The sequence below is a fragment of the Paenibacillus sp. JZ16 genome (assembly GCF_015326965.1).
In the GTDB taxonomy this organism is placed as follows: domain Bacteria; phylum Bacillota; class Bacilli; order Paenibacillales; family Paenibacillaceae; genus Paenibacillus_AQ.
Genome location: NZ_CP017659.1, coordinates 2,065,827 through 2,088,184, shown reverse-complemented (window position 1 = coordinate 2,088,184; position 22,358 = coordinate 2,065,827). Strand labels below are relative to the sequence as shown.

Below are 22,358 nucleotides of genomic sequence, written 5' to 3'. Positions count from 1 at the left end.
AATATAAACCAAGTAGAACCGTTAGGAATGAGGGGTTAGGTTGCAGACCGAAGTGAAGTTGTACACCATGTGCATGATACAAGACGGAAGCAGCGTTCTGCTGATGAACAGACCGGATGCCAAAGGATTTCCCGGATATATTGCGCCCGGCGGCAAAGTGGATTTTCCGGAAAGCATTGTAAACGGAGCCATTCGGGAGGTGCGGGAAGAAACCGGCTTGATTGTAAAGGACATCGTCTATAAAGGCCTGGAGGAATCGTGTGAGCCGAACACAGGTCTACGGTACATGGTGTTTAATTATTTGGCCACCTCCTTTGAAGGGGAATTGCTGGAGCATCCCCCTGAAGGAGAGCTGTTATGGGTGGACCGGGATGAGGCATTAAAGCTGCCTATGCAGGATTGGTTTAAACGCCGGTTTCCGTTGTTTTTTGAAGAAGGTACGTTTGAATTAAGCGAGATTTGGGACGAGAAGACCGGGATTGTTCTGGATGAAACCATCAAGCGGTATCCGGCGAAATCACCTCAGGCGGCAGGGATCGTTGATTAACGAAGGGAGCGGTGTTCATGATGGTCAGGGCGGTGTTCTTCGATTTATTCGAGACGTTAATTACGGAATTCGCAAACGGCAAGCGGGTGTCCAAGAGGTCCTATGATTATATGAATAGACTCGGGCTATCCGAAGCGGAGTTTAAACGGGAGTGGAGCATCCGGTTTGAGCAAAGAATGAATGGTCATTTTCCCAACTATCACGCGGTGATCCGGGATATCCTTGATTCCCGGAGTTTACCTTATCATCAGGAACATGTAGAGTTTCTCTACCAGTCGAGAGTCAGCGAGAAGAAAATCCCTTTCAATACGATATCGAATGAGATCTGCAGGATGCTGGATCTTTTGCGTGAAAGGGGTCTGAAGGTGGGCTTGATCAGCAATTGCTCGGAAGAAGAGGTGATTTCTTTTGGCCAGAGCGGATTGGCGCCTTACTTCGATGACGTTATCTTCTCATATGAAGTTGGGGTAGCCAAACCGAACCCGGAAATCTATCGATTGGCTTGTGACCGGTTGTGCGTAACACCACAGGAATCTCTGTTTATCGGGGATGGCGGTTCAGATGAGCTGAGAGGCGCCAGCAATGCCGGTCTTAGGCCATATCACGCCTATTGGTACAACACGTTTATTGAGAGCGAGCATGAGAAGATCCATCAACCGCTGCAAGTGCTGGATCTTATCGAATCTTCTATTAAAAAGGAGTCGCCCAACAATGAAACTGCAGGCCATTAACCATCTCTGTTTTTCTGTTTCGGAATTGGAACGGTCCATCGCTTTTTATAGGGACGTATTTGAAGCCAAACTTCTGGTTAAAGGGAGAAAGCTGGCATATTTTGATCTGAACGGACTGTGGATTGCTTTAAATGAAGAAGATGTCGACAGGAGCACCTCGAATAGAACATATACGCATATTGCCTTTACTATGGAAGAGGAGGAGTATGAAACAACGCTGCTTCGTCTGCAAGCGCTCCAGGTGGAGATTTTGCCGGGAAGGGCAAGGGAGGAGAAGGACAAGAAGTCGATCTACTTCCTGGACCCGGATGGGCATATGTTCGAGTTTCATACGGGCTCCATGAAGGACAGGCTGGACTATTACCGCGCGGATAAAGAGCATATGACCTTTTACGATGCCGAATAGTTAGGGGAACGAACGATTCCAATTGCAGATCGAGGAGATGAACCGATGAACCTTGCCAACAAAATAACGATAGCCAGAATAATGCTGATTCCATTATTCATTCTTTTTTTTGCTGAGTATCCGCTATGGCTGACCGAGAACAGCCGCTTCTTCGGATTTATTCATGTTTATGGAACCTACATCGCGCTGGGCGTGTTCATTCTTGCTTCGGCTACGGACAAGCTGGACGGTTACATCGCGAGGAAATACAATCAAATCACGAATCTCGGAAAACTACTGGATCCGCTCGCGGATAAACTGCTTATATCGGTTGCCTTAATCATGATGGTTCAATCAGGGATGGTTGCGACGTGGATAGCCGTTGCCATCATTGCGCGGGAATTTGTGATCACAGGGCTTAGGATGGTTGCATCCGAGCAGGGAATCGCATTGTCCGCTGACAGTCTCGGCAAATTGAAAATGGTGCTTCAGGTGATAGCCATTGCAGCGGTATTGCTGGATAATTATCCGTTTCAGCTCGTCACTATGATTCAAGTGGATGAATTTCTCATGCTTGCAGCAGTCGCCTTGACGATATATTCGGGCATCCATTATCTGTTGAACAATTATAAACTCATAAAATTGAGCTGATGTAAGCAGGATGAGCGTTACCCCGGCTTGACTGATAGGGACAGCTGTCCATTTTATCACGCCGGATTTTTTTCGAGATCCGGGGCTGGGAAAATATCCTACTTTGTGCCTATTTTGGCGTCAGAAGGTAACGATTTCATCCGGGACTGTCGATATAGAGATAGACTGAAAAAAAGCCTGAGAGACAGAAGGTACAAAGGAGAGAAATAAATGAGCTTAAACAGAAAGACAACGAAGATGTTTCTTGTCGTTGTGATGATGTTGGCGATGGTTTTTCCAACCAGCGTATTCGCCGCCTCCGGGGACGTAACGTCGATTGAATTTGATACGAACGAGAGCAAAATTTACTTAACCGTTAATGAAACCTCGGAACAACTTCGAGTATTGGCTAACATTGAAGGCTCTTCTACGAAGAAGGATGTAACCAATGAGTCGACGTGGACTTCGTCCAACACGAGAATTGTAAAGGTTGACGGTGGACTTATCATTCCACTGGAGAAAGGTACAGCCCGAGTTACGGCAAAATACAAAGGCGCGATCAAGACGATTGACGTCGACGTTAAATTTGCCATTGACGAGTTTAAACTGGATCAGCCCAATAAAGTGGAGCATAAGCTTGGAACGGAAGGTCTAACCGTTAAAGCCTTGGCTGACGGAACAAACGACGTAACCACGGAAGCGAAGTGGACCACTTCCGATGACAGCGTTGTAAAAGTAAGCAAAGGCGAACTGACCCTTGTGGGTCTGGGAAGCGCAACCGTGACTGCGGAATACAAAGGACTCAAAGCTTCCTTCACGGTGAAAGTCATTGCACCTTACCAAAAGCTTGCGATCGTTCCGGGTGAAGATCTGGAGCTCTTGGTTGGCGATGCGCCTGTTGAGCTGAAAGTATTCGCTAAGCAGTCGGAGACCGATACAGGTATGGACGTGACGGATAAAATAGAGTTGAAATCGTCCAATTCTTCCGTAGCTACAATTGAGGATGGCAAGCTAAAGCCGGTTGCGTTGGGTAAATCTACGATCAGCGTGAGCTATCTGGGTTCAACGGCCAAATTGGATGTGTATGTGCGCAATCCTTATGAAGCTTTGATTCTGGATCAGACGGATTTTATCAAGAATCCGGTTCTGTTCATGAATGATTCGATTACGGTACAAGCCAAGGTTCGCAACGCGGCTTCGCAATCCATCGACGTGCCCGGGGAATGGACCTCATCCAACCCGCTGGCTGTTTCTGTTAATGGTGGCGTGATTACAGCGAGAGCTTCGGGAACCTCTACCATTAAAGTTAGTTACTTGGGAATCAGTAAAGAATTCTCGGTTAAAGTATATCCGACCGTGACCAAGTTTGAGGCAGCTGATACGGAAGTGGATGTGCTGAAAGGCGAATCCAAGTCCTTCCCTAAAGTGACGGGAACGCTTCTGGACGACGAGAAAGAGGACTTCAGCAGCGCGGTTAACTGGACTTCCAGCGATGAGAAAGTGGTAACGACCGAAGACGGCAAAATCAAAGCCATCGACGCCGGTACAGCAACGATCACCGGTAAGATCGGCTCCAGAGTAGTAGCGACGGTGCCGGTTACCGTCAATGAAAAAGTGCTGGTACTTCTGCCGGATGTAGAAGAGTATCAGCTGGTTATGGGAAGAAGCATTGCGCTGCCGAAAGTAAATGCTGTATTTGAAGATGGCACGGAGAGCGATGTGACCTCTTCCGTTGAATGGTCACTGACGGGCTCTGCGGCTGTCATTAAAGACGGTACGATCAAGGGCTTAACGAAAGGCTCGACGACACTGAAAGGCACTTACCTGAATAAAGAAGTCAAGATTCCGGTCGTGGTGGAACAGGAAGTTGTGAAGATCGTTGTAGAGCCGGAGAATATCGATCTCAACATCAAGAAATCCAAATCGATTAAAGTTACAGGCTATTACAGCAACGGCAAAACGGTTTCGCTCTCATCCAAGATGAATTGGAGTTCTTCGGACACTGCGATTGTGACGGTATCCAGAACCTCCGTTAAGGCGGTTGCCGAGGGTAAGGCAACGATTACGGGTTCATACCAAGGCAAAGAAGTTACCGTTAAGGTAAACGTGGTTCCGAAAATGAAGAAATTGATTGTCAGCGAGAAGAAACTGAACTTGAAGCCCGGTGACGTCAAAACCGTTACGGTTACGGCCGAATTCGATACCGGCGCGAAAATAAATGTTGGAGACACCGCCGTTTGGACAACCAGCAACTCCAACGTTGCCAAAGTAACGAACGGACGTATTGAAGCGATCGCGAAGGGAACCGCCCGCATTAAAGGGCAGTACAATTCAAAGACCGTATCCATTACCGTCTCTGTCAAATAGGACAACAGATTAGCAGTAGCCCGGCTTTTTAGAAGCCGGGCTGCTGTCTTTTCTATGGACTGGGCCGTTCTTGGTCATTTTGAAGCTCCTGCAGCTTGTTTTGAAAATATTCCTGGTTCGCCAGTATCGTTTCATCGCCTGGACGATAGACAAGCGCCTGCTCATTATGCTGATTGGCAAGAGCATGGGCTCCGATCCGGTCGTAACAAACGGCCAATTGCAGGTGAGGCAGCCAGGTGGAGAAGGAGGGGTTGTGAAATCCCATATAACCCGGAGGCAGCTCAAGCTCGGTCGCCAGTTTATACCAGTAAATGGCCGTATCGTAGTTGTTTTTCACGAAAAAATGGTAACCAATGCGGCAGCAGAATTCGGACCGCGGTGGCGCATAATGCAAGGATCTGATAGAGGATTCAAAAGAGGCTTGCCCATTTCCGAGCTCGTGATGGCAATCGGATAGCCTGCTGCAGGCCGTGAGTATATCCTCAATCCAGCCCTGTTCCGTATGTAAAAATTGTTCGTAATAATCAATAGCTTTCTCGAATTGGCCGTGATCCTTCAATTCATTCGCATAATAGAATAAATCTCGTGGCGTGAACGATTCGCCAGCCGTCTCACGCTTCTCGTAGATTCTAAGATTCCGGCCGGTATCGGGGTCATGCTTCGAGCTGAGATGGGTAACCGCGATATCGCTATTGATAATATTGCCGTAGACCTCTAGATACTCATGGACGGGTCCGATCCATCGGAAGCCTCTGTTTCGCTTCACAAGACGGTTGCGCCGGAGACTGAAGGTGACATTGCCAAATTCGTCCGAACTTAAATGGTAGAGCATGGTTACGGAATCGATGCCGGATGTAAGGTTTTCTTTAAGCGTTTTTAACTTGAGCTGGTCTTCTTCCAGCAGTATGTCGTCAGCATCGAGCCACAGGATATAGTCCTGGGTAGCCTTACTAAAAGCGAAATTACGCGCAGCCGAGAAATCGTCAATCCACTCAAAATCAAAGATGAGCTCTGTAAAGGATTGAGCGATTTCTTTTGTACGATCGGTAGATCCTGTATCGACAATGATGATCTCATCCACGATGTCGGCAACACAGGATAAACAGCGGTTTAACACGAGTTCCTCGTTTTTTACGATCATGCACAGGCTGATAGTGTTCAATGAAATTACCCCCATGTATGGTTTTGATTCATAACAATATGCCAGATATATATTCAAGTCAGCTTACGAAATGAACCTTATACAGGGAGCTGTTTGAAATTTGGTCTGGATTTAACATATCCCCTAATGGTAAAATCTTCACTAATTTGGATAGCAAATCATAGACGGTGCAGAAAGAAGGGGTAGAGGAACATGAAATCTATAAACGTGCTTCATTACGATGCATTCTCCGTGCAGCCTAACAAGGGGAATCCTGCTGGGGTGGTTCTGAATGCAGATGATCTGACGGAGGAGGAGATGCAATCCATCGCTCGCAGCGTTGGATTCAATGAAACCACCTTTATCTTACAATCAGAGCAAGCAGATATCAGATTGAGGTATTTTACTCCGGGCCATGAAATGAATTTATGCGGCCATGCCACCATGGCATCCATGTATGCTTTAAAAACCAGGGGACTGCTGCCGGAAAAAGAAACCGTGTGGATTGAGACCAAGGTGGGCAGTTTGCCTATAGAATATCAAAATGCCGAGGGCCTGTTAACCATGAAGATGAAGCAGGATCACCCTCAATTCATATCCTACGAGGGTGATGTAGACCGTCTAGCATCATCCATAGGTCTGAAACGTGACGATTTGGACTTAAGTATGCCCATCGTCTATGGAAGCACGGGGATTTGGACATTGTTGGTTCCGATAAAAGGGTTGCATCATTTTGACCGGATGGTGCCTGATAATGCAGTGTTCCCGGACATTTTAACCGAAAACCCCAAGGCCTCACTGCATCCTTTTTGCCTGGAAACGATGGATGCGTCTTCGTTCATGCACGCGAGACATTTCTCATCGCCGTATTCGGGTACCATTGAAGACCCGGTAACTGGAACTGCATCGGGGGTAATGGGGGCTTATTATTTGACTTACCTGAACCCTGAGTTATCCTCCGCTCGATTTAGTATTGAACAAGGCCAGGAAATGGGGAAAGACGGTAGAGTGCATGTTCATGTGAACCGTCGTAAAGAGACCATGGATGTCTATATTTCCGGTACGGCGGTGTTTGTCAAAGAATTCCAGGTTAGCTATTGATGGATGACCATCGAATGATAGAGCCATCGTCATAAGTTAATTCATACAAGGAGTGCGACTCATGCAGGAACAAGAAGAAATAAAGATTTATCCTAAGGTAACCAAAATGCTAGTGGGCTCTTTGGCGTTTGTGCTGCTAGGTAGTGGATTGGTATACGGCGGGGTGACGTCGGACAACATGGTTATCGCCATTGTCGGAATCATCTGTGCGTTGTTTTTTGGCGCGGGGCTGGTGTTTGCCGTTACCAAGCTGTTCCAATCGGCTCCGGCACTCTTGATCCATAAGGAGGGGTTCGTCGATAAATCCTCTTATGTGAGCGCAGGAGCCGTCGCGTGGGACGAAATTAAAAATATTCATATCTATCAGATCAAGAATGAGAAATTCATAGGAATTGAAGTTTATGATCCTGACCATCTGATGTCCCGGCACCCTGCCTGGAAGCGGAAGCTCATGCGTATGAATAAAGGCATGACGGGCTCTACGATTCATATTTCTGCATCGAGTATCTCCGCTAATATATACGAACTGTTCCCTTTGTTGTATCGAAGATGGAATGCGTCCAAATCGAACCCGGATCAGATGCTGAAGGAGGAGAACATGTTATGAGAACATTTAAGCCGGAAATGACTTTGGATATGGCGGTAAGCCATCTGAAGCATATTGAAGGGGAATCGGTAATGAATGTCACCCCCATCGAGATGGGCGAACTGAGCAAGGTGTTCAGTTACCGCAAGGGCGATGCCGATTATGTCATTCATTTTAAGGATAATGAGGATAGCCTTCATAAAGTGTTCAAAATCTACGATATGTACGGTGAACAATCCTTGCCCATTCCCCGTATCCACAAGGTAGGGAGAATGGAGAATATTCATTTCTCCATCTCGAACAGAGTATCCGGAACGCCGATAAGTGCTCTTGAACCGACGCAAATTCGAACGCTCATCCCCGACATTGTCCATCAATTCATGCGGATCCGTCAGGTACATGTCGCGGATTCCCATGAGGGTTACGGCTGGATTACTCCGGAAGGCAAGGCTGTCCATCGTTCATGGCTGGATTACATCACGTCTGTTTTCGATGAAGAGCAAGAAGGCTTCTACCATGGATGGAACAATCTGTATGAGAACAGCTTTCTGGAAAAAGAGTTTTTTGAAGAAATCTACCTAACGATGATCGAACGGGTTCGCTATTCGCCTCCGGAGCGATATCTTGTACATGGAGATTTCCATTTGGGTAATATGCTGGGAGAGAACGAGAACGTTACGGGGATCGTGGATTGGGAGATGGCCATGTTCGGCGACTTCATGCTGGATGTTTCCGTTCTTCATATGTGGTACCCGATGCTGGAGTTTCCAAGTAGGCTGCAGCAAGCCCTGGAGCAGCAAGGCGTAAGTATTCCATATTTTGAGGAGAGACTGTTAGGCTATCAACTGTTCAAAGCGCTGGACGGACTCCGTTTTTATGCGAAGAAGGATGATCCCCACAGCTATCAGTATATGAAAGACAAAATTATATCTCTATTAAATCGATAGATCCCTACGGGGATCTTTTTTATGAGAGAAATGTGTGAAACGGAATAGATAACTGACGAGTCCAGAATCATTGGCCAAGAATATAATGGACTAGGTTTAGTTGAAGGGTGGGAACGTCATGCAGCATACCCATCGGGTAAGGAGCCGTGTACCGGATGGCACTCTAATTAGGGGCTTGTATTCTGCTGTTTATTTGGTTGAGCATGGCAAGAAACGGCCCATTAGCGATTTGGCGACTTTCCATTCGTACGGATTTACCGCGAAAAGCATGGTGGAATTGAATGAGTCGGTACTCGAAGAAATGGAGACCGGGTCACCCGTGAATATATCCGGGGATTTCATCATGAACAGTCCTTCAACCCTTCTAGTAAAAAACAGCGGATCGGAAATCTATCTGTGGAGCGATCGGCGTCTTCATCCGATTATTTCCCACGAAATGTATCATAGGCTCCATTTTAATTATTCCAGCGTTGTCATCTTGCCGGACGAACTAATCGCTATACTCCCTCAAGGGGATATGATTCATGATGCATCCTTGCTCACGTCTTTTCTTATTAACGGCAGAGTATACAGCGCTCCGAATGGGTCGATCTACTATGGGGAGCGGCATATGCTGCGAAAAATCGGAGGACCCGCCATCTTTGCTTTCTATCGGTGGAGAGTTGAAGAGATTGTTCATTTAACTAGTGAAGAGTTCCACAACTGCCGAATAGGGGAGCCGATCCTGTAAATAATTTCGCAGTATTAGAAGCTGTTTATGACGAGTTTTTTTCGGAAAGGGTGGGGTGCTTGAAGATATTGCTCGTGACGATATTCCTGATTCCTCATGTTGGTGGACTATGGAAGTATATGCTGCAGATCAAGCAGGGGCTTGAGGCACTGGGGCATGAGGTCGACATGGTCGGTGACAGAATTGATTGCTTTTATGTGTACGGAGATGATAACCGGAAGGTGTTCAAGAGTCATTATAAACCGATGTTGGAGGCGAATCTCCCAGCAGCATCCCCTATATTCTCGGATAATTGGGTCAGGCATGCTGAATCTGAGCGGTTATGTTTGGAGCTAACGCTTTCTTATTTGGACTTGGAGCAATACGATGCCATCCATGCACAGGATGTGCTGGCTGCGGCAGCCGTCAGTCGTGTGAAGCCTGCGGGCATACCCTTGGTAACCAGCATTCATGCCTCCGTGGCACTTACTATTTTGAATATGGTCCAAAATGATCAAGGGATTAAACCTTCCAGCCCACTACTCGTCTGGAATTATTATAAATCGATTGAGAACATCGGGGGCTCATCCAGCGATCAGGTGCTTCTGGCTTCCGAATGGCTGAGGGATGTCGTGGTATCGTACTTTGGTCTGCCCGTATCCCGGATCTCATTGATTCCCTATGCGATGGATATTCCAAGCTTCGAAGACAGGTTGAAGAAAGAGCACGAACTGACTCGACCCGTGGACAAGAAAGTGATCATCTGCACCTCCAGACTCAGTCACGAAAAGGGCATTCACGTGTTGTTGGAAGCCTTGGGCAAACTCCATGCCTTTCGTCAGGACTGGGAGTGCTGGCTTGTTGGAGACGGAGATCAGCGTGCATTGTACGAATATCGCGTTGGTCAGTTGGGTATGGCGGGGGCAGTCCGTTTTTGGGGCTCGCGTGACGATGTACCTGCGTTGCTAGGGCTGGCAGATATTTTTGTTATGCCAAGTCTGATGGAGACCCTCTCCTATTCTGTGATGGAGGCGCAGATTGCCGAATTGCCGATTGTTTCTTCGGATGCGGGCGGTCTTAAGGAAGCGGTACAGCATGAGGTGAACGGCCTTCTCTTTCAGACCGGGAATGACGATATGCTTACTGCACGTCTGAATATGTTGCTGGAAGATGAAGCGTACCGTAGGCTTCTAGGTAAACAAGCGCGGAAATGGGCATTGGCTCATCGTGGTCTGGATTCCATGGTGAAGCGGGTATTGGAGGTTTATCAAAAAGAGATAAGCAAGTCCCAGTAACCTAGGAAAGGGAGGAAGGACCATGCATTTGATAGAGGTACCCGGAGACCAGTACAGTCATTTGTTTCTAGTCAATCAATTCCCTTCGTCATTCATGGTGAATCAAATGGTGTGGGAGCAAACAGTAAGCCGGCTTCCTAAGGATTATTTCATACCGGATTACCGGATTATTAATATGATGATGAATATGAAATAGAATGATCGAATAGAGGTGTATGGGAATGGGAACATCTAACTGGCAGAATTTATCTTTTTGTGTGGATCTGATCCGGTATGTATCTCCGAAGTCCGTACTGGATGTCGGCGTTGGATTTGGCCGTTGGGGAATGATCTGCCGCGAATATTTGGATGTATGGGAGGGGCGCGTATTCCGCACATATTGGGATACGCGAATCGAAGGGATTGAAATCTATCCGGTCAATATTGATTCATATCATTCCTGTTTCTACAATATCATCCATGTTGCGGATGCATTCGATCATATACAAACGGAGGTTCAGCCAGGACAATTCGATCTGATCATTCTGGGTGACGTTCTGGAGCACTTTACAAAAGAGCGGGCGCTTGTGCTGCTGCAGACCTGTATTGAAAAATCCCGCTTTGTCCTGCTAAATATCCCGATTGGAACAGACTGGCCGCAGGGAGCAGTGTACGGTAATGATTTCGAAACCCATTTGAGCACATGGACAACGGAGGAGCTGGATCTGCTTCCCGTAGTCGACAAAAGGCATTTTAGGGATTACATTAACCGTGATTTCTCCACGTATTTGTTTTCGATGCCAGGCAAGTAAAAGAGAAGGGAGGTTTACGCGATGTCACCTGAAGCACATCTGCAGACCATGGTTACGAAAGTACCGCTGGAATTGTTGTTTACGGATTTCATAGATGAAGAACATAAGACCGTATTAATTCCACACTATACGGAAGCCTGGTATGACGTCCACAAAAGATACGGGGATCTTCCCATCAATCGTTTGACGCCTCATCTGCAATTGTTCCGTTACCTCATGAATCAAGGGGAATACCCGAAATTGTATCTGGACTGGCATGCCTCCATATTTATCACCCGTGATTTGGAAGTACCTATTTCGGATAACGATCTATTGGAGCAGCGGCGCATACAATATGTCACGATGGCTGCCTTGTTCGCCAATGATAAGGAGCATTTCAACGAAGATCCGATTCTGGTCCAATATAACAGGAAAGGCGGTTATTTTCACGTGAAAGACGGCCACCATCGAGCCATCTTTCAATACTGCAGCGGAGTTAGGCAGGTCCCGGCTCGAATGAACGTTCGCGACTATGAGGAGTGGAAGCATACGGATGCTGTGAACCAGGTAACCGAGGTCTTTTCCCGCCATCTTCGAACCCTGATTTATACACCGATTTTGAATCCTCACTTCATGCATTTGAAGAGTGAACGGGATGATGTCTATCCGACCCGCATGGATCTGATTATGGAGTATCTGGGTTCCTCATCCGTACGAGGAAAAAGGGTAATCGATATCGGCTGCAACATCGGATTTTATGCCAGACACTTTACGCGTCAGGGGGCTATCGTCACAGGTTATGAGCCAATGGCTGAGCATTACGAGCTGGCAAGGCAGCTGAACGTTCTCGAACGAGTTCATTTTGATCTCAAGGAGGAGCGGTTTGAACGCTCAAGTCTTACGGAAACATATGATATAGGGTTGCTACTAACCGTATTCTATCATGTGATGGACGATCTGCCGGCGCGGGAAGCATTTCTGAGGAAATTAGACCAGAGTGTTACAGGAGTTCTATTTTGGGAATCAGGGGCCGAGCCGGAGAAGGAAAAGGCTATTTTGATTAGTGGAACACAATTTGACAGATATGAGAAATTGGGGGATACCGAAGGGACCGGGAAGAAAAGAGAATTTGGTGTTTTTCTGAAATCATCATACAAATCCGGCAGCGCTATATGAATGGAACATCTTCTATAAGGAAGGTGTTTTCTTTTTATTCTTTACTGAAAAATGATATATTGTAAGAAACAAATAGATAAAATGGGAATTTATAATAGGGATAAAACATAGAGAAATGAGCTGATTCTATTCTATGAAAAAGATCGTTCTGGCTGGTGGAACAGGTTTTATCGGAACTTATCTTGCGAAAAAATTCACGAATGAGCAGCAAGCACAAGTACTTATGATATCCCGACGGAAGGGCCATATCCCATGGAACGATCAAGAAGCGATCGTCGCTGCTCTGGAGGGGGCGGATATGCTGATTAATCTTGCAGGTAAATCGGTCAATTGCCGTTACGATGAGGAAAATAAGAAGCTGATTCTGAAATCAAGAATAGATACAACGAATATACTCGGCACGGCTATCGAGGCATGCCGTACTCCTCCTCGTACATGGTTTAATTCTAGTACGGCCACGATTTATCGCCATGCTGAAGATAAGCCGATGACGGAGGAACAGGGTGAAATCGGGACAGGTTTCTCGGTTGAGGTTGCCAAGGCATGGGAGCGCGCTTTTTTCTCGTTCTCACTGCCTCAAACAAGACAAATCGCTTTACGCATTGCCATCGTGCTGGGACCGGGGGGCGGCGTCATGACACCTTATGTTAACTTGGTAAAATACGGACTCGGTGGCGTTCAAGGTACAGGCAAGCAAAAGTTCAGCTGGATTCATGTAGAGGATTTGTATCGTATGATCCTGTTTTTACAAGAAAGAGCAGAGCTGAGCGGGATATTCAATTGTGCCTCCCCTCATCCGGTTACGAACAAGGAACTAATGGAGCAGCTTCGGCTTGCATTGAATCGCAGAATGGGATTGCCATCACCCAAATGGCTGCTTGAACTGGGAGCCCGGCTGATTCAAACCGAAACGGAACTCGTGCTGAAGAGCCGATGGGTCATTCCGGACAGACTCTGCAAGGCAGGATTTCATTGTACATATGATACGCTGAATAAAGCACTGGCTGACTTCTTGAAGCGATAAGTGGATTTTAACGCCTTGGTGGATTACGCATTGTAAAAATGATTGCATATGGAAACGGAACGGATAGAATGAATTTATTAGATGAGAGAGGGAGTGTACTGTAATGAATTCTGCGTTTACGATTATGGAGGTCGACCAATTAGAAAGCGAGACGCATCATCAATTAACGGAACTATTGATTCGGGTAGTAGAAGATGGGGCATCGGTAGGATTCTTACCGCCGCTGTCTTACGATGAAGCTTTCGCTTACTGGGAGGATGTGCTTGGCCCAGGGGTTACCCTGTGGGTTGCCGTACAGGATGGGCAGGCGATTGGCACGGTTCAGCTGCAATGCGCCATGAAGGCAAATGGCAGACACCGGGCCGAGGTAGCAAAACTGATGGTGGATCCTGTATCTCGCCGCGGAGGTATCGGCAGAACGTTGATGCTTCATCTGGAGCCGAAAGCCAAGGCAGAGGGTAGAACGTTGTTGGTATTAGATACCCGGGAGGGGGACCCCTCCAACAAGCTGTATCAGTCTCTGGGTTACATCCAAGTTGGGATTATACCCGATTATGCCATATCCTCTAACGGCGAACTGGACGGGACGGTGCTGTATTACAAACGTATCTAAGCCACGAAACGGAGGGGTTGGATGGATCGAGATGAGCGATTCTATCGCAAATGGACTCAGATCCGGGCGAAGGGAAAAGGCAAATTCGTACTATCCCGAGGACTGGCTCACGGCTTATTTCTATATGTTGTGTGGGCTGCAGCTACCTGGTTTTTTGACAAGGACCGGTTTGATCCTGATTTTTTTATAACACGGTATTATTATTATTTTTTGATCTATATGATTGTCGGCTTCCTTATTTCTAGCGGAGCATGGAGAGGTCAAAATACCCGTTATGACAATTTGACCCGGTCTTATGAGAAACAGCGGAAGAAGAACTTGCCGTAGCGGCGAGTTCTTTTTTGCTTCTGGAATGGACGTCGATAGACGTTTTCTACTATTGGCCGTCGGCATTACTAGCCTTTTCGCCCAACATGGTATACTGTTTTTTAGCAGCAATTAGAGAAGGGATTGTGGTTATGGGTTACCAGCTGACCGAACGGGTGATCAAGTTATTATGCGGAAAGACCTCCTACGATCGCGGCGGGGTTTTATATAGAGATGGACATGTTACGATGTTGAAACAAGATACGGACACTCGGAAATACGAGGCTGAAGTGACGGATCAGGAGCCGGGTATCGCCTATGCCGAGATTGACTCGAACGGGGATGTATTCACGGAATGCAGCTGTATCGATTATGGATTCTCCCGGAAGCGATGCAGACATATTGCGGCTCTGCTCTTGAATATCCGTGATATTGAGCAAACGGTGGAAGCACCCATGCGCCCCTATCCATCGTTATTACATCCTTCTGACGGCGGAAATAATGGAGACGGGCAATTAACACCTCGGTACTCTTCGGAGCATGAGAGAAGCTCGGACGAAGGGGAGCAGGATGCGCGGCTCAGCAGCCAGCTGCTCGGATTGTTCTCTTATTCTGCAGGCCGGAGGGCTACGGCAGCATCCAGGTTTGACACCCGGGAAGTTCTGGAGATGGAGTTCATTTTCAAGTTATATCCTTACGGAAATCGGAAATATCTGTTTGGCGTTGAACTGCGAATCGGTAAGAAACGCTTGTACATTGTGCAGCGGATCCGAGAGTTTCTGGCGTGTGTAAAACTCGGAGAGACCTGCATGTTCACGAAGAATTTCACGTACGATCCGGAGCAACACAGCTTTAAAAAGGAGGATGATGATATTCTCCATGAGCTGATTCGTATATACGAGCATGAAAGTATGTTTAAACAGTCACTGGACATGTATGCTCCGCATGGCAAAAAGGGAGGCGGCGACCGAATGCTGATTATTCCTCCCACTTTTTGGCCTGAGGTTAGGGAACGAATATCCCATTCGAACCATTCCCTGCTGTCTTTGGACGGGATCCTCACGGATAAGCTGGAATTCGTTCAAGATCCGATCCCCCTTCAATTCGAGTTTGATGAAGCCGGGGATGATCACTACCTGATGAAGATCGAGGGACTGGAGCGAATGATCGTTCTGGAGGGATACGGCCTCGTCATTGTGGACGGTAAGCTCATTCAGCTTGAATTGGATGCTTGCAGAAGACTCTCCGAGATGAAGGAGCTGCTTGAGAATTCGAATAAACCGCATATCCGGATTCAACCTGAGATGATGGAGTCCATTATGGAACGGGTGGTTCCGGGACTGATGAAGCTTGGAAGTGTCCACGTGGCACAGACCGTATCGGACCGCATTGTCAAAACGCCTTTAAAAGCGAAGCTCTATCTGGACAGGGTGCGTGGCCGGCTTTTGGCCGGACTCGAATTTCAATACGGAGAAATCACCATTAATCCGTTGGAGGGACATCGTGCAACACGCAGCAGCAGCTCAATCCTCGTTCGCGACGGAGAGCAGGAGCAGCGGATTCTAGAGCTTATGGAAAACGCCTCCTTTGCCAAAACGGATGGCGGCTTCTTCATGAACGATGAGGATGCCGAATACGATTTCCTGTATCATACGATCCCGCAGCTGGAGAAGCTGCTGGTTGTTTATGCAACGACAGCCGTGAAGGAACGGGTGCTGACTGAACCGATGGGAGCCAAGGTGCGGGTGGAGGTCGACGAACGGACGGATTGGCTTGAATTGAAGTTTGACATGGAGGGGATTCGGGAAGCCGAAATCCGGGAAATCGTCAAATCGCTTGAAGAAAAACGAAAATATCACCGGTTGCGAAACGGAGCGCTGCTTCCGCTGGAGAGCGCCGAGTTCCAGGCCATGGTTGCCTTAATGAACCGGGTAGGGCCTTGGTTATACGAAGGGGAGGGCACAGAATTCAAAATGCCGGCAGTCCAAGGACTTCAGCTGCTGGATTGGGAGGAAATGGGATCAGCGGTCCAGCTTGGCCGATCCTTGCGCCGAATGCTGCAGCACGTGAAGAATCCGGATCATTTGGATTTTGCCGTGCCGCCGAGCCTCGAAACGGTCCTCCGGGATTATCAGAAGTTTGGTTTCCAATGGATGAAGACGATGGCCCATTACCGCTTCGGCGGCATCTTGGCCGATGACATGGGCCTCGGTAAAACCATTCAGAGCATTGCTTTCATTCTGTCGGTGCTCCCGGAGATCAGAGAGCGCAGCGAACCTGCACTTATCGTGGCGCCTGCCTCACTGCTCTATAACTGGTTTAACGAGCTCCAGAAGTTTGCACCCGAGATCAAGGCCGTCATTGCCGATGGCACGCAGACCGAGCGGACTAAGATTATACAGAATGCGGGGAACGCAGATGTTATCATTACTTCGTACCCGCTGCTCCGCAGGGACGTTGAGCGGTATGCGAAGCTGCCGTTCTTAACGTTAATTCTGGATGAAGCCCAATTCTTCAAAAATTATACAACGCAAACGGCTCAGGTTGTCAAAACGCTTCATGCCCGTTATCGGTTTGCACTGACAGGCACCCCGGTCGAGAACCGGCTGGAGGAGCTGTGGTCCATATATGACGCCGTTTTCCCGGCACTCTTTGGAGATCGAAAAGCGTTTCAGGAATTGCCGAAAGAAACCCTGTTGAGGCGGGTGCGTCCCTTCCTGCTTCGCAGGCTGAAATCGGATGTGCTCAAGGAGCTGCCGGAGAAGATCGAGACGGTTCAGGCATCAAGCCTGCTGATCGAACAGAAGAAGCTCTATACAGCCTATCTTGCGAAGTTAAGACAGGAGACGCTCAAGCATTTGGCGCAGGATGGATTTCAGAAAAGCCGGATTCGCATCCTGGCGGGCATTACCCGTCTGCGCCAGATCTGCTGTCACCCGGCCCTATTCGTGGAAGGCTATGAGGGCAGTTCGGCCAAGTTTGAGCAGCTCCTGGAAACCATTGAGGAATGTCGTCTTGCAGGCAGAAGGATGCTGGTATTCTCCCAGTTTACGGGGATGCTGAATCTGATTGCCGGGGAGCTCGGATATCGGGGGATCCCGTTTTTCTATCTGGATGGACAGACTCCGGCATCGAAGCGGGTGGAGCTGTGCGAACGCTTCAACGAGGGAGAACGGGAAGTGTTCCTCATCTCGCTGAAGGCAGGCGGAACGGGGCTGAACCTGACCGGGGCCGATACGGTGATCTTGTATGACCTGTGGTGGAATCCGGCTGTGGAGCAGCAGGCGATGGACCGGGCCCATCGCATCGGACAGAAGAAGGTTGTGCAGGTGATACGGCTGGTGGCTCAGGATACCATCGAGGATAAAATGGCTGCTCTGCAGCAGAAGAAGAAGGATCTGATCGAGGAACTGGTTCAGCCGGGAGAAGAGTCGCTTCCAAGCTGGACCGAGGCGGAGATCCGGGAGCTGTTGTCCCTTCAGAGCTAAACTCATGGGTATGGATGGCGCTCGAGTGCAAAAGATGACAAGGAGTTGTTGTTTTGAAAAAAACAATGTTTCTCATACTGGCAGCCGTGTTGGTCGTCATCAGTTACATGCCGCTTTTCCTGGGTGGATATGTATACAATGAAGAGCAGGCCTTGCAGCGCTTGCATCCTGCGTATACCGGGGATAAGTTATACGAGAGAATAGGGGATCATCACAAGCTGATCGTCTGGCATGATGGCAACGTGAAGATGGTCACCCTTATGGAAAGTAAATGGGGACTGCTGCACCGTGCTTCGAACTCGGTCGTTCTGGAACGGGGATCCGAAGATGAACCCTTTACTCGGATCTGGTCTGCTAGCCGTCGCGGGGAGGATATGTATGATACCTTACTGGCGGTCGAGACTTCAGAGAACGAGAGCAGGAAGATCATCGTGACTAATGAGCCATGGGATGATGAGCCGATCGATGATCTGGATCAGATCAAAGCCTTGTCCGGGGTCTACATTGAAATGGATGTCGAACAAGGATATGCCGTTCATTATGAACAGCTGCCTTCCGATCAAATCGGAGGTTTTATATTTCGAAGTATCGATTCCGAAGGGAATATTCTCTCCGTTCATCCTTAGCTGATGGGCGCAGAACATAAACGCTGATATAATAGCTGTATAAGATTGATGTAACGTATACTCCAGTTATAGAATAGGACGGTTTCCGGGATGATATCTTTTTTACTAACGTTAAAACGTCTTTTCAGCGGTCTGTTTCGAGCGTTTAAGCAGCGGTATTTTGTAGCGCTGTTTGTGCTTATCGTCATCATGCTGTTATCGGGCACGATGTTTTATACCAGACAAGAAGGCTTGTCGGTGCTGGATGCACTTTATTTCTGCGTGGTTACCTTGAGCACGGTAGGGCATCCGGAATTCGTGCCGCAGACGCCGCTTGGTAAAACATTCACGATGGTCTATATTGTCGTCGGAACGGGTTTATTCCTGGGGATGGCCGGACAATTGGCGTATGCCTTAATCCGAACGAATCAAAGGGATGAGAAGTAAACAACGAATTCATAATGAAAACGAAGAAACAGCCCTGGCGCCGGGGCTGTTTCTTTTCTTATGGAAAGACGGATGCGAGATGCTTGGTAAATCAATCCACAGCAGGTCTATTCAACCGTCACCGCGAAATAAAAGCTGGCTTCTCCTTGATCCAGGGGCCATGTGCAGTGAATTTCGTACAGGTACGAGCCGGCTTTCGCTGGTACGGTATATCCATCGTTACCTGAGTCCGTCAAGTTGAGAATGGTGAAGCCTTGTATTCCTTCGGGTGGCTTCGATTGAATGTCGGCACCGGCTTGGACCGCAACCGGCGTCATATCCTCAAGCCTGGGACGGGCCGCATCCGTCGTCGCGCAGTTATCCCCGTTGCACCACGAATAACCGCCACGTTGCAGCTTGATCTCGGTGCCGTCAATGCTTACCTTGGGCAGCGGAGGTTCGGCGGCTTTCACCCACAGGGTCTGAACGGCTTTGCGGGCATTTTCCTTCGAGATCGGCGTTACGTTCTCAGACCTGGATCCGATGTAGTACCCGGTACCGAACACCATGATTAGAAGAACAATGTATAACACCGGCCGCATTTTTTTCATGTCCAGCTGTCCCCCCTTTTATATCCTTTGTCTCATAACTTGCTAGAAAATATGTTATAATTTTGAAATCAGCACTTCCATTATAAACCAATCACGTATAGCAGGCGTTATATATTATGAGATTCTTTGAAGAGGATGAAACCTATGACAATAAAATGGTTAGCGTGGGCAAAGGAGATGCAGGCCATCAGCCAGGCCGGACTGGAGTATACGAGGGACGTTTATGACAAGGAACGGTTTGAGCAGCTGAGGGAGCTCAGCATCCAGATCATGCAGGAGTATACCGAGGCGGGCGAAGAGAAGATCCGTACGCTGTTTGCGAGTGAAACCGGATACCAAACGCCGAAGGTGGATGTCCGCGGCGTTATTTTTCAAGACGGAAAGCTGCTGCTGGTGAAGGAAAAGGCCGACGGGGCTTGGGCGCTGCCGGGAGGATGGGCGGACATCGGCTTATCCCCTGCGGAGGTCGTGGTGAAGGAAGTGAAGGAAGAGGCCGGTTACGACGTGCGTGCAGGGAGGCTGCTGGCCGTATTGGACAAGAAATTTCATAACCATCCGCCTTCGGCCTTCCACGTGTACAAAATGTTTATTCAGTGCGACATTACGGGCGGAGCCGCAGGCGTTGGGACCGAAACGTCCGCGTTCGGTTTTTTCCCTCAGGACGAACTGCCGCCGTTGTCCGAAGAACGGAATACCAAGGAACAGCTGAAGAGAATATTCGAATTCGAGAACAACCCGCATTTGCCGACTTGGCTGGATTAAAACATATAACAAAGGAGCGTAGACAATGTGATAGGCTTTAAACCTTATAAAGACGTACCGGATGAATCAGAAATCAGGCGTAGATTTCATGGGCGGATTAACATTTTCTTTTTCAGCGCATTTTTAATCTTTTGCGTCATTATCGTTCGCATGGCCATTTTACAGTTCGTGGAGGGACCGGAGCTGGCAAGCCAGGAAACCGGGGGGGAGCAGAAGCATTTCCCGCTGCAGCCGATCCGGGGGTCCATCATCGATGCGTCCGGCACCAAGCTTGCATACTCTACGGCTTCAAATTCTTTATATATCACGCTCATGAAGGATTACAGCAAGAAGACGGACAAGGGCAAAGCGAACAGGCCGGAAGCGGAGGAAATGGCAAAACGAATTGTCCAAGCGTTTAACAAGTATGGGGACCCCGAGGCAGAACCGATCACAGTGAAGAAAGTGATGGACGACCTGGATTTGGAATATAACAAGCAGCATGGTTATGAACCCAGACGCATCAAGACGGATTTGACGAAGGAAGAGATCGCTTATTTTATGGAGAACCGAGCCAAGTTTCCCGGCATCCAGATTGTGGAGGAGAATGTTAGACACTACGATCCGGATACGGTGGCCGTTCAGACGATCGGATATCTAAAGAAGTTCAGAGGCTCCAAAGACCTTAAGGATTATGAGGCTATTGATCAGAGCAACAAGGATCAGAAGAATCCCGGCTTGATCTACACGGAAGAAGAGTGGATTGGCTATGACGGATTGGAACGGATGTACCAGGAAGAACTGCGCGGCAAGAGCGGGTATCTCAGCATTCCGATCAATCCGCAGAATATGGTGGACGGCGTACCGACGATGGTCGCTCCCGAAAAAGGCCTTGATATTCACACCACGATTCATAAAGACATTCAGCTTGCCACGGAGCAGGCCATTATGGATCAGCTCCAATATCTTCATACTCATCCGGTATCGGGTAAGTTGCATAAGGATGCCTTAACCGGATATGCGGTTGCCATGGAGGTGGATACCGGTCATGTGGTTGCGATGGCGAGCATGCCGGATTACGACTCGAATGTGCGGGTAAATGGTGGCAAGATTACGCAGGATGTCGTAGACTCGTCGGGAAACGGGACGATTACAATCTATGGATCAGGTCGCTCGGGAAACGGCTTTGAATCCATGATCTTTCTCGGTTCCGTCATTAAACCGCTGACGGTGCTGATCGGGCTTAATGAGGGGTTATTTGGCATTAATGACACTTATCCTGATCAAGGGTACGCCACCATAGGTCGGGAAGGAAGCGAAACGAGGATATCCAACTCGGGCGGTCATCGAAACGGTCCCATCAAGCCGCAGTTAGCGATTCAGCAATCCTCGAATGCTTTTATGATTGATATGATCGGCAAAAGGCTTGTCAATAAGTATGGCGGGGAGAAGGGCGTTACGGTCTGGGATGAGTATATGGAGAAGTTTGGTCTTGGCGTCGTAACGGGGAGCGGTTTGCCCAACGAGCATAAAGGATTGAAAAATTATACCGATACCAAAGCAGCGGGAAGTAATCTGGCGGCGTTAGCCTACGCTTCCTTCGGTCAGCAGGGTAAATACACCCCTCTACAGCTTGCTCAATACACCGTCATGCTGGCAAATGAAGGCAAGCGGGTCAAGCCGCAGCTGGTCAGCAAAATCACGGACCAGGATGGCAAGATAATCAAGAAATTCGGGCGCGAGGTTCTGAACGAGGTCGAGTTCCCCAAAGCGTATTGGCAGACCGTCAAGCGGGGGATGAATACGCAGGGGCTGGCAGCCTTCGAAGATTTTAAATATGATTTTGCCCGCAAAACTGGTACATCCGAGCAATCATATAAAGGTGTTAACCTTGATAACGGCGTCTTCATCGCCTTTGCTCCGCGAGATAATCCGAAGCTGGCAGTTGCCGTGGTTGTGCCGGAGGGCGGCTTCGGCTCGCAAAGCGCTGCGCCGATTGCGAGGAAAATATTCGATGCTTATGACGAAGTCTATGGACTTGATGGAACACCGCATCCGAAGAAGACAGATGAGCAGAAGGACAGCACTCAAGACGAGACAGGGGACAATGAATAAACAGCGTAGACGTAGAATCGTGAAGATTAGCGATGGGAAAAGGG

At 48.3% G+C, this 22,358-nt stretch carries 23 protein-coding genes; 21 read left to right on the top strand and 2 right to left on the bottom strand.

Annotated features, from left to right (window positions below; all coding sequences use genetic code 11):
- Window positions 1-67 precede the first annotated feature (67 nt).
- The 5 genes from BJP58_RS09375 to BJP58_RS09355 all read left to right on the top strand — a co-directional run bounded on the left by BJP58_RS09375 (window position 68) and on the right by BJP58_RS09355 (window position 4,660).
- Complete coding sequence (locus BJP58_RS09375) at window positions 68-547, top strand: 8-oxo-dGTP diphosphatase (RefSeq protein ID WP_194544882.1); 480 nt, start codon at window positions 68-70, stop codon at window positions 545-547.
- Between the two features lie 17 nt (window positions 548-564).
- Window positions 565-1,278, top strand: coding sequence for an HAD family hydrolase (locus BJP58_RS09370; protein WP_194543693.1), 714 nt, complete (start codon window positions 565-567; stop codon window positions 1,276-1,278).
- Entirely contained in the window at window positions 1,259-1,684 is a 426-nt protein-coding gene (fosB, locus tag BJP58_RS09365; protein WP_194543692.1) for a metallothiol transferase FosB, read from the top strand. The genes BJP58_RS09370 and fosB overlap by 20 nt, the downstream gene beginning before the upstream one ends.
- 45 nt (window positions 1,685-1,729) lie before the next feature.
- Entirely contained in the window at window positions 1,730-2,314 is a 585-nt protein-coding gene (pgsA, locus tag BJP58_RS09360) for a CDP-diacylglycerol--glycerol-3-phosphate 3-phosphatidyltransferase (RefSeq protein WP_194543691.1), read from the top strand.
- A 210-nt stretch (window positions 2,315-2,524) separates the two neighbouring features.
- Entirely contained in the window at window positions 2,525-4,660 is a 2,136-nt protein-coding gene (locus BJP58_RS09355) for an Ig-like domain-containing protein (RefSeq protein ID WP_194543690.1), read from the top strand.
- Window positions 4,661-4,712: 52 nt separating this feature from the next.
- On the opposite strand, the gene BJP58_RS09350 is transcribed toward BJP58_RS09355, so the two are convergent.
- Entirely contained in the window at window positions 4,713-5,822 is a 1,110-nt protein-coding gene (locus BJP58_RS09350; protein ID WP_194543689.1) for a glycosyltransferase, read from the bottom strand.
- Between the two features lie 192 nt (window positions 5,823-6,014).
- Between BJP58_RS09350 and BJP58_RS09345 the strand changes: the two genes are divergently transcribed.
- From BJP58_RS09345 to BJP58_RS09280, 14 genes are all read left to right on the top strand, one after another.
- On the top strand, window positions 6,015-6,902 hold the full coding sequence (locus BJP58_RS09345; protein ID WP_194543688.1) for a PhzF family phenazine biosynthesis protein: 888 nt from the start codon (window positions 6,015-6,017) through the stop codon (window positions 6,900-6,902).
- A 61-nt stretch (window positions 6,903-6,963) separates the two neighbouring features.
- The gene (locus BJP58_RS09340) at window positions 6,964-7,509 is read left to right on the top strand and encodes an STM3941 family protein (RefSeq protein WP_194543687.1); all 546 of its coding nucleotides are present in this window, start codon (window positions 6,964-6,966) and stop codon (window positions 7,507-7,509) included.
- Window positions 7,506-8,435, top strand: a complete 930-nt coding sequence (locus BJP58_RS09335) for a phosphotransferase family protein (RefSeq protein ID WP_194543686.1) — start codon at window positions 7,506-7,508, stop codon at window positions 8,433-8,435. Before BJP58_RS09340 ends, BJP58_RS09335 begins: the two co-directional genes overlap by 4 nt.
- A 118-nt stretch (window positions 8,436-8,553) precedes the next feature.
- A complete protein-coding gene (locus BJP58_RS09330; RefSeq protein WP_194543685.1) occupies window positions 8,554-9,165 on the top strand; it encodes a hypothetical protein in 612 nt (203 codons plus the stop codon).
- 59 nt (window positions 9,166-9,224) lie between these two features.
- Window positions 9,225-10,439 carry a glycosyltransferase family 4 protein gene (locus BJP58_RS09325; RefSeq protein WP_194543684.1) on the top strand — a complete coding sequence of 405 codons (1,215 nt, stop codon included), beginning with the start codon at window positions 9,225-9,227 and terminating at the stop codon, window positions 10,437-10,439.
- Window positions 10,440-10,461: 22 nt separating this feature from the next.
- Window positions 10,462-10,635, top strand: a complete 174-nt coding sequence (locus BJP58_RS09320) for a hypothetical protein (protein WP_194543683.1) — start codon at window positions 10,462-10,464, stop codon at window positions 10,633-10,635.
- Window positions 10,636-10,660: 25 nt separating this feature from the next.
- On the top strand, window positions 10,661-11,230 hold the full coding sequence (locus BJP58_RS09315) for a methyltransferase domain-containing protein (protein ID WP_194543682.1): 570 nt from the start codon (window positions 10,661-10,663) through the stop codon (window positions 11,228-11,230).
- A gap of 21 nt (window positions 11,231-11,251) precedes the next feature.
- Entirely contained in the window at window positions 11,252-12,385 is a 1,134-nt protein-coding gene (locus BJP58_RS09310; RefSeq protein ID WP_233355014.1) for a class I SAM-dependent methyltransferase, read from the top strand.
- Window positions 12,386-12,518: 133 nt separating this feature from the next.
- Window positions 12,519-13,409 carry a TIGR01777 family oxidoreductase gene (locus BJP58_RS09305; RefSeq protein ID WP_194543681.1) on the top strand — a complete coding sequence of 297 codons (891 nt, stop codon included), beginning with the start codon at window positions 12,519-12,521 and terminating at the stop codon, window positions 13,407-13,409.
- Between the two features lie 103 nt (window positions 13,410-13,512).
- Window positions 13,513-14,022: a GNAT family N-acetyltransferase gene (locus tag BJP58_RS09300; protein ID WP_194543680.1), complete on the top strand. Its 510-nt coding sequence runs from the start codon at window positions 13,513-13,515 to the stop codon at window positions 14,020-14,022.
- A gap of 21 nt (window positions 14,023-14,043) precedes the next feature.
- Window positions 14,044-14,349, top strand: coding sequence for a hypothetical protein (locus tag BJP58_RS09295; protein ID WP_194543679.1), 306 nt, complete (start codon window positions 14,044-14,046; stop codon window positions 14,347-14,349).
- 131 nt (window positions 14,350-14,480) lie between these two features.
- Window positions 14,481-17,816: a DEAD/DEAH box helicase gene (locus BJP58_RS09290; RefSeq protein WP_194543678.1), complete on the top strand. Its 3,336-nt coding sequence runs from the start codon at window positions 14,481-14,483 to the stop codon at window positions 17,814-17,816.
- Window positions 17,817-17,869: 53 nt separating this feature from the next.
- The gene (locus BJP58_RS09285) at window positions 17,870-18,442 is read left to right on the top strand and encodes a hypothetical protein (protein ID WP_194543677.1); all 573 of its coding nucleotides are present in this window, start codon (window positions 17,870-17,872) and stop codon (window positions 18,440-18,442) included.
- Between the two features lie 90 nt (window positions 18,443-18,532).
- The gene (locus BJP58_RS09280) at window positions 18,533-18,868 is read left to right on the top strand and encodes a potassium channel family protein (protein WP_194543676.1); all 336 of its coding nucleotides are present in this window, start codon (window positions 18,533-18,535) and stop codon (window positions 18,866-18,868) included.
- A gap of 107 nt (window positions 18,869-18,975) precedes the next feature.
- On the opposite strand, the gene BJP58_RS09275 is transcribed toward BJP58_RS09280, so the two are convergent.
- Window positions 18,976-19,458, bottom strand: coding sequence for a hypothetical protein (locus BJP58_RS09275; RefSeq protein ID WP_194543675.1), 483 nt, complete (start codon window positions 19,456-19,458; stop codon window positions 18,976-18,978).
- A 144-nt stretch (window positions 19,459-19,602) separates the two neighbouring features.
- On the opposite strand from BJP58_RS09275, the gene BJP58_RS09270 reads away from it, so the two are divergent.
- Together BJP58_RS09270 and BJP58_RS09265 are read left to right on the top strand one after the other, a co-directional pair.
- The gene (locus tag BJP58_RS09270; RefSeq protein ID WP_194543674.1) at window positions 19,603-20,220 is read left to right on the top strand and encodes an NUDIX hydrolase; all 618 of its coding nucleotides are present in this window, start codon (window positions 19,603-19,605) and stop codon (window positions 20,218-20,220) included.
- 27 nt (window positions 20,221-20,247) lie between these two features.
- Window positions 20,248-22,314 (top strand): peptidoglycan D,D-transpeptidase FtsI family protein, encoded by a 2,067-nt coding sequence (locus tag BJP58_RS09265; protein WP_194543673.1) that lies wholly within the window; start codon window positions 20,248-20,250, stop codon window positions 22,312-22,314.
- Window positions 22,315-22,358: the final 44 nt, after the last annotated feature.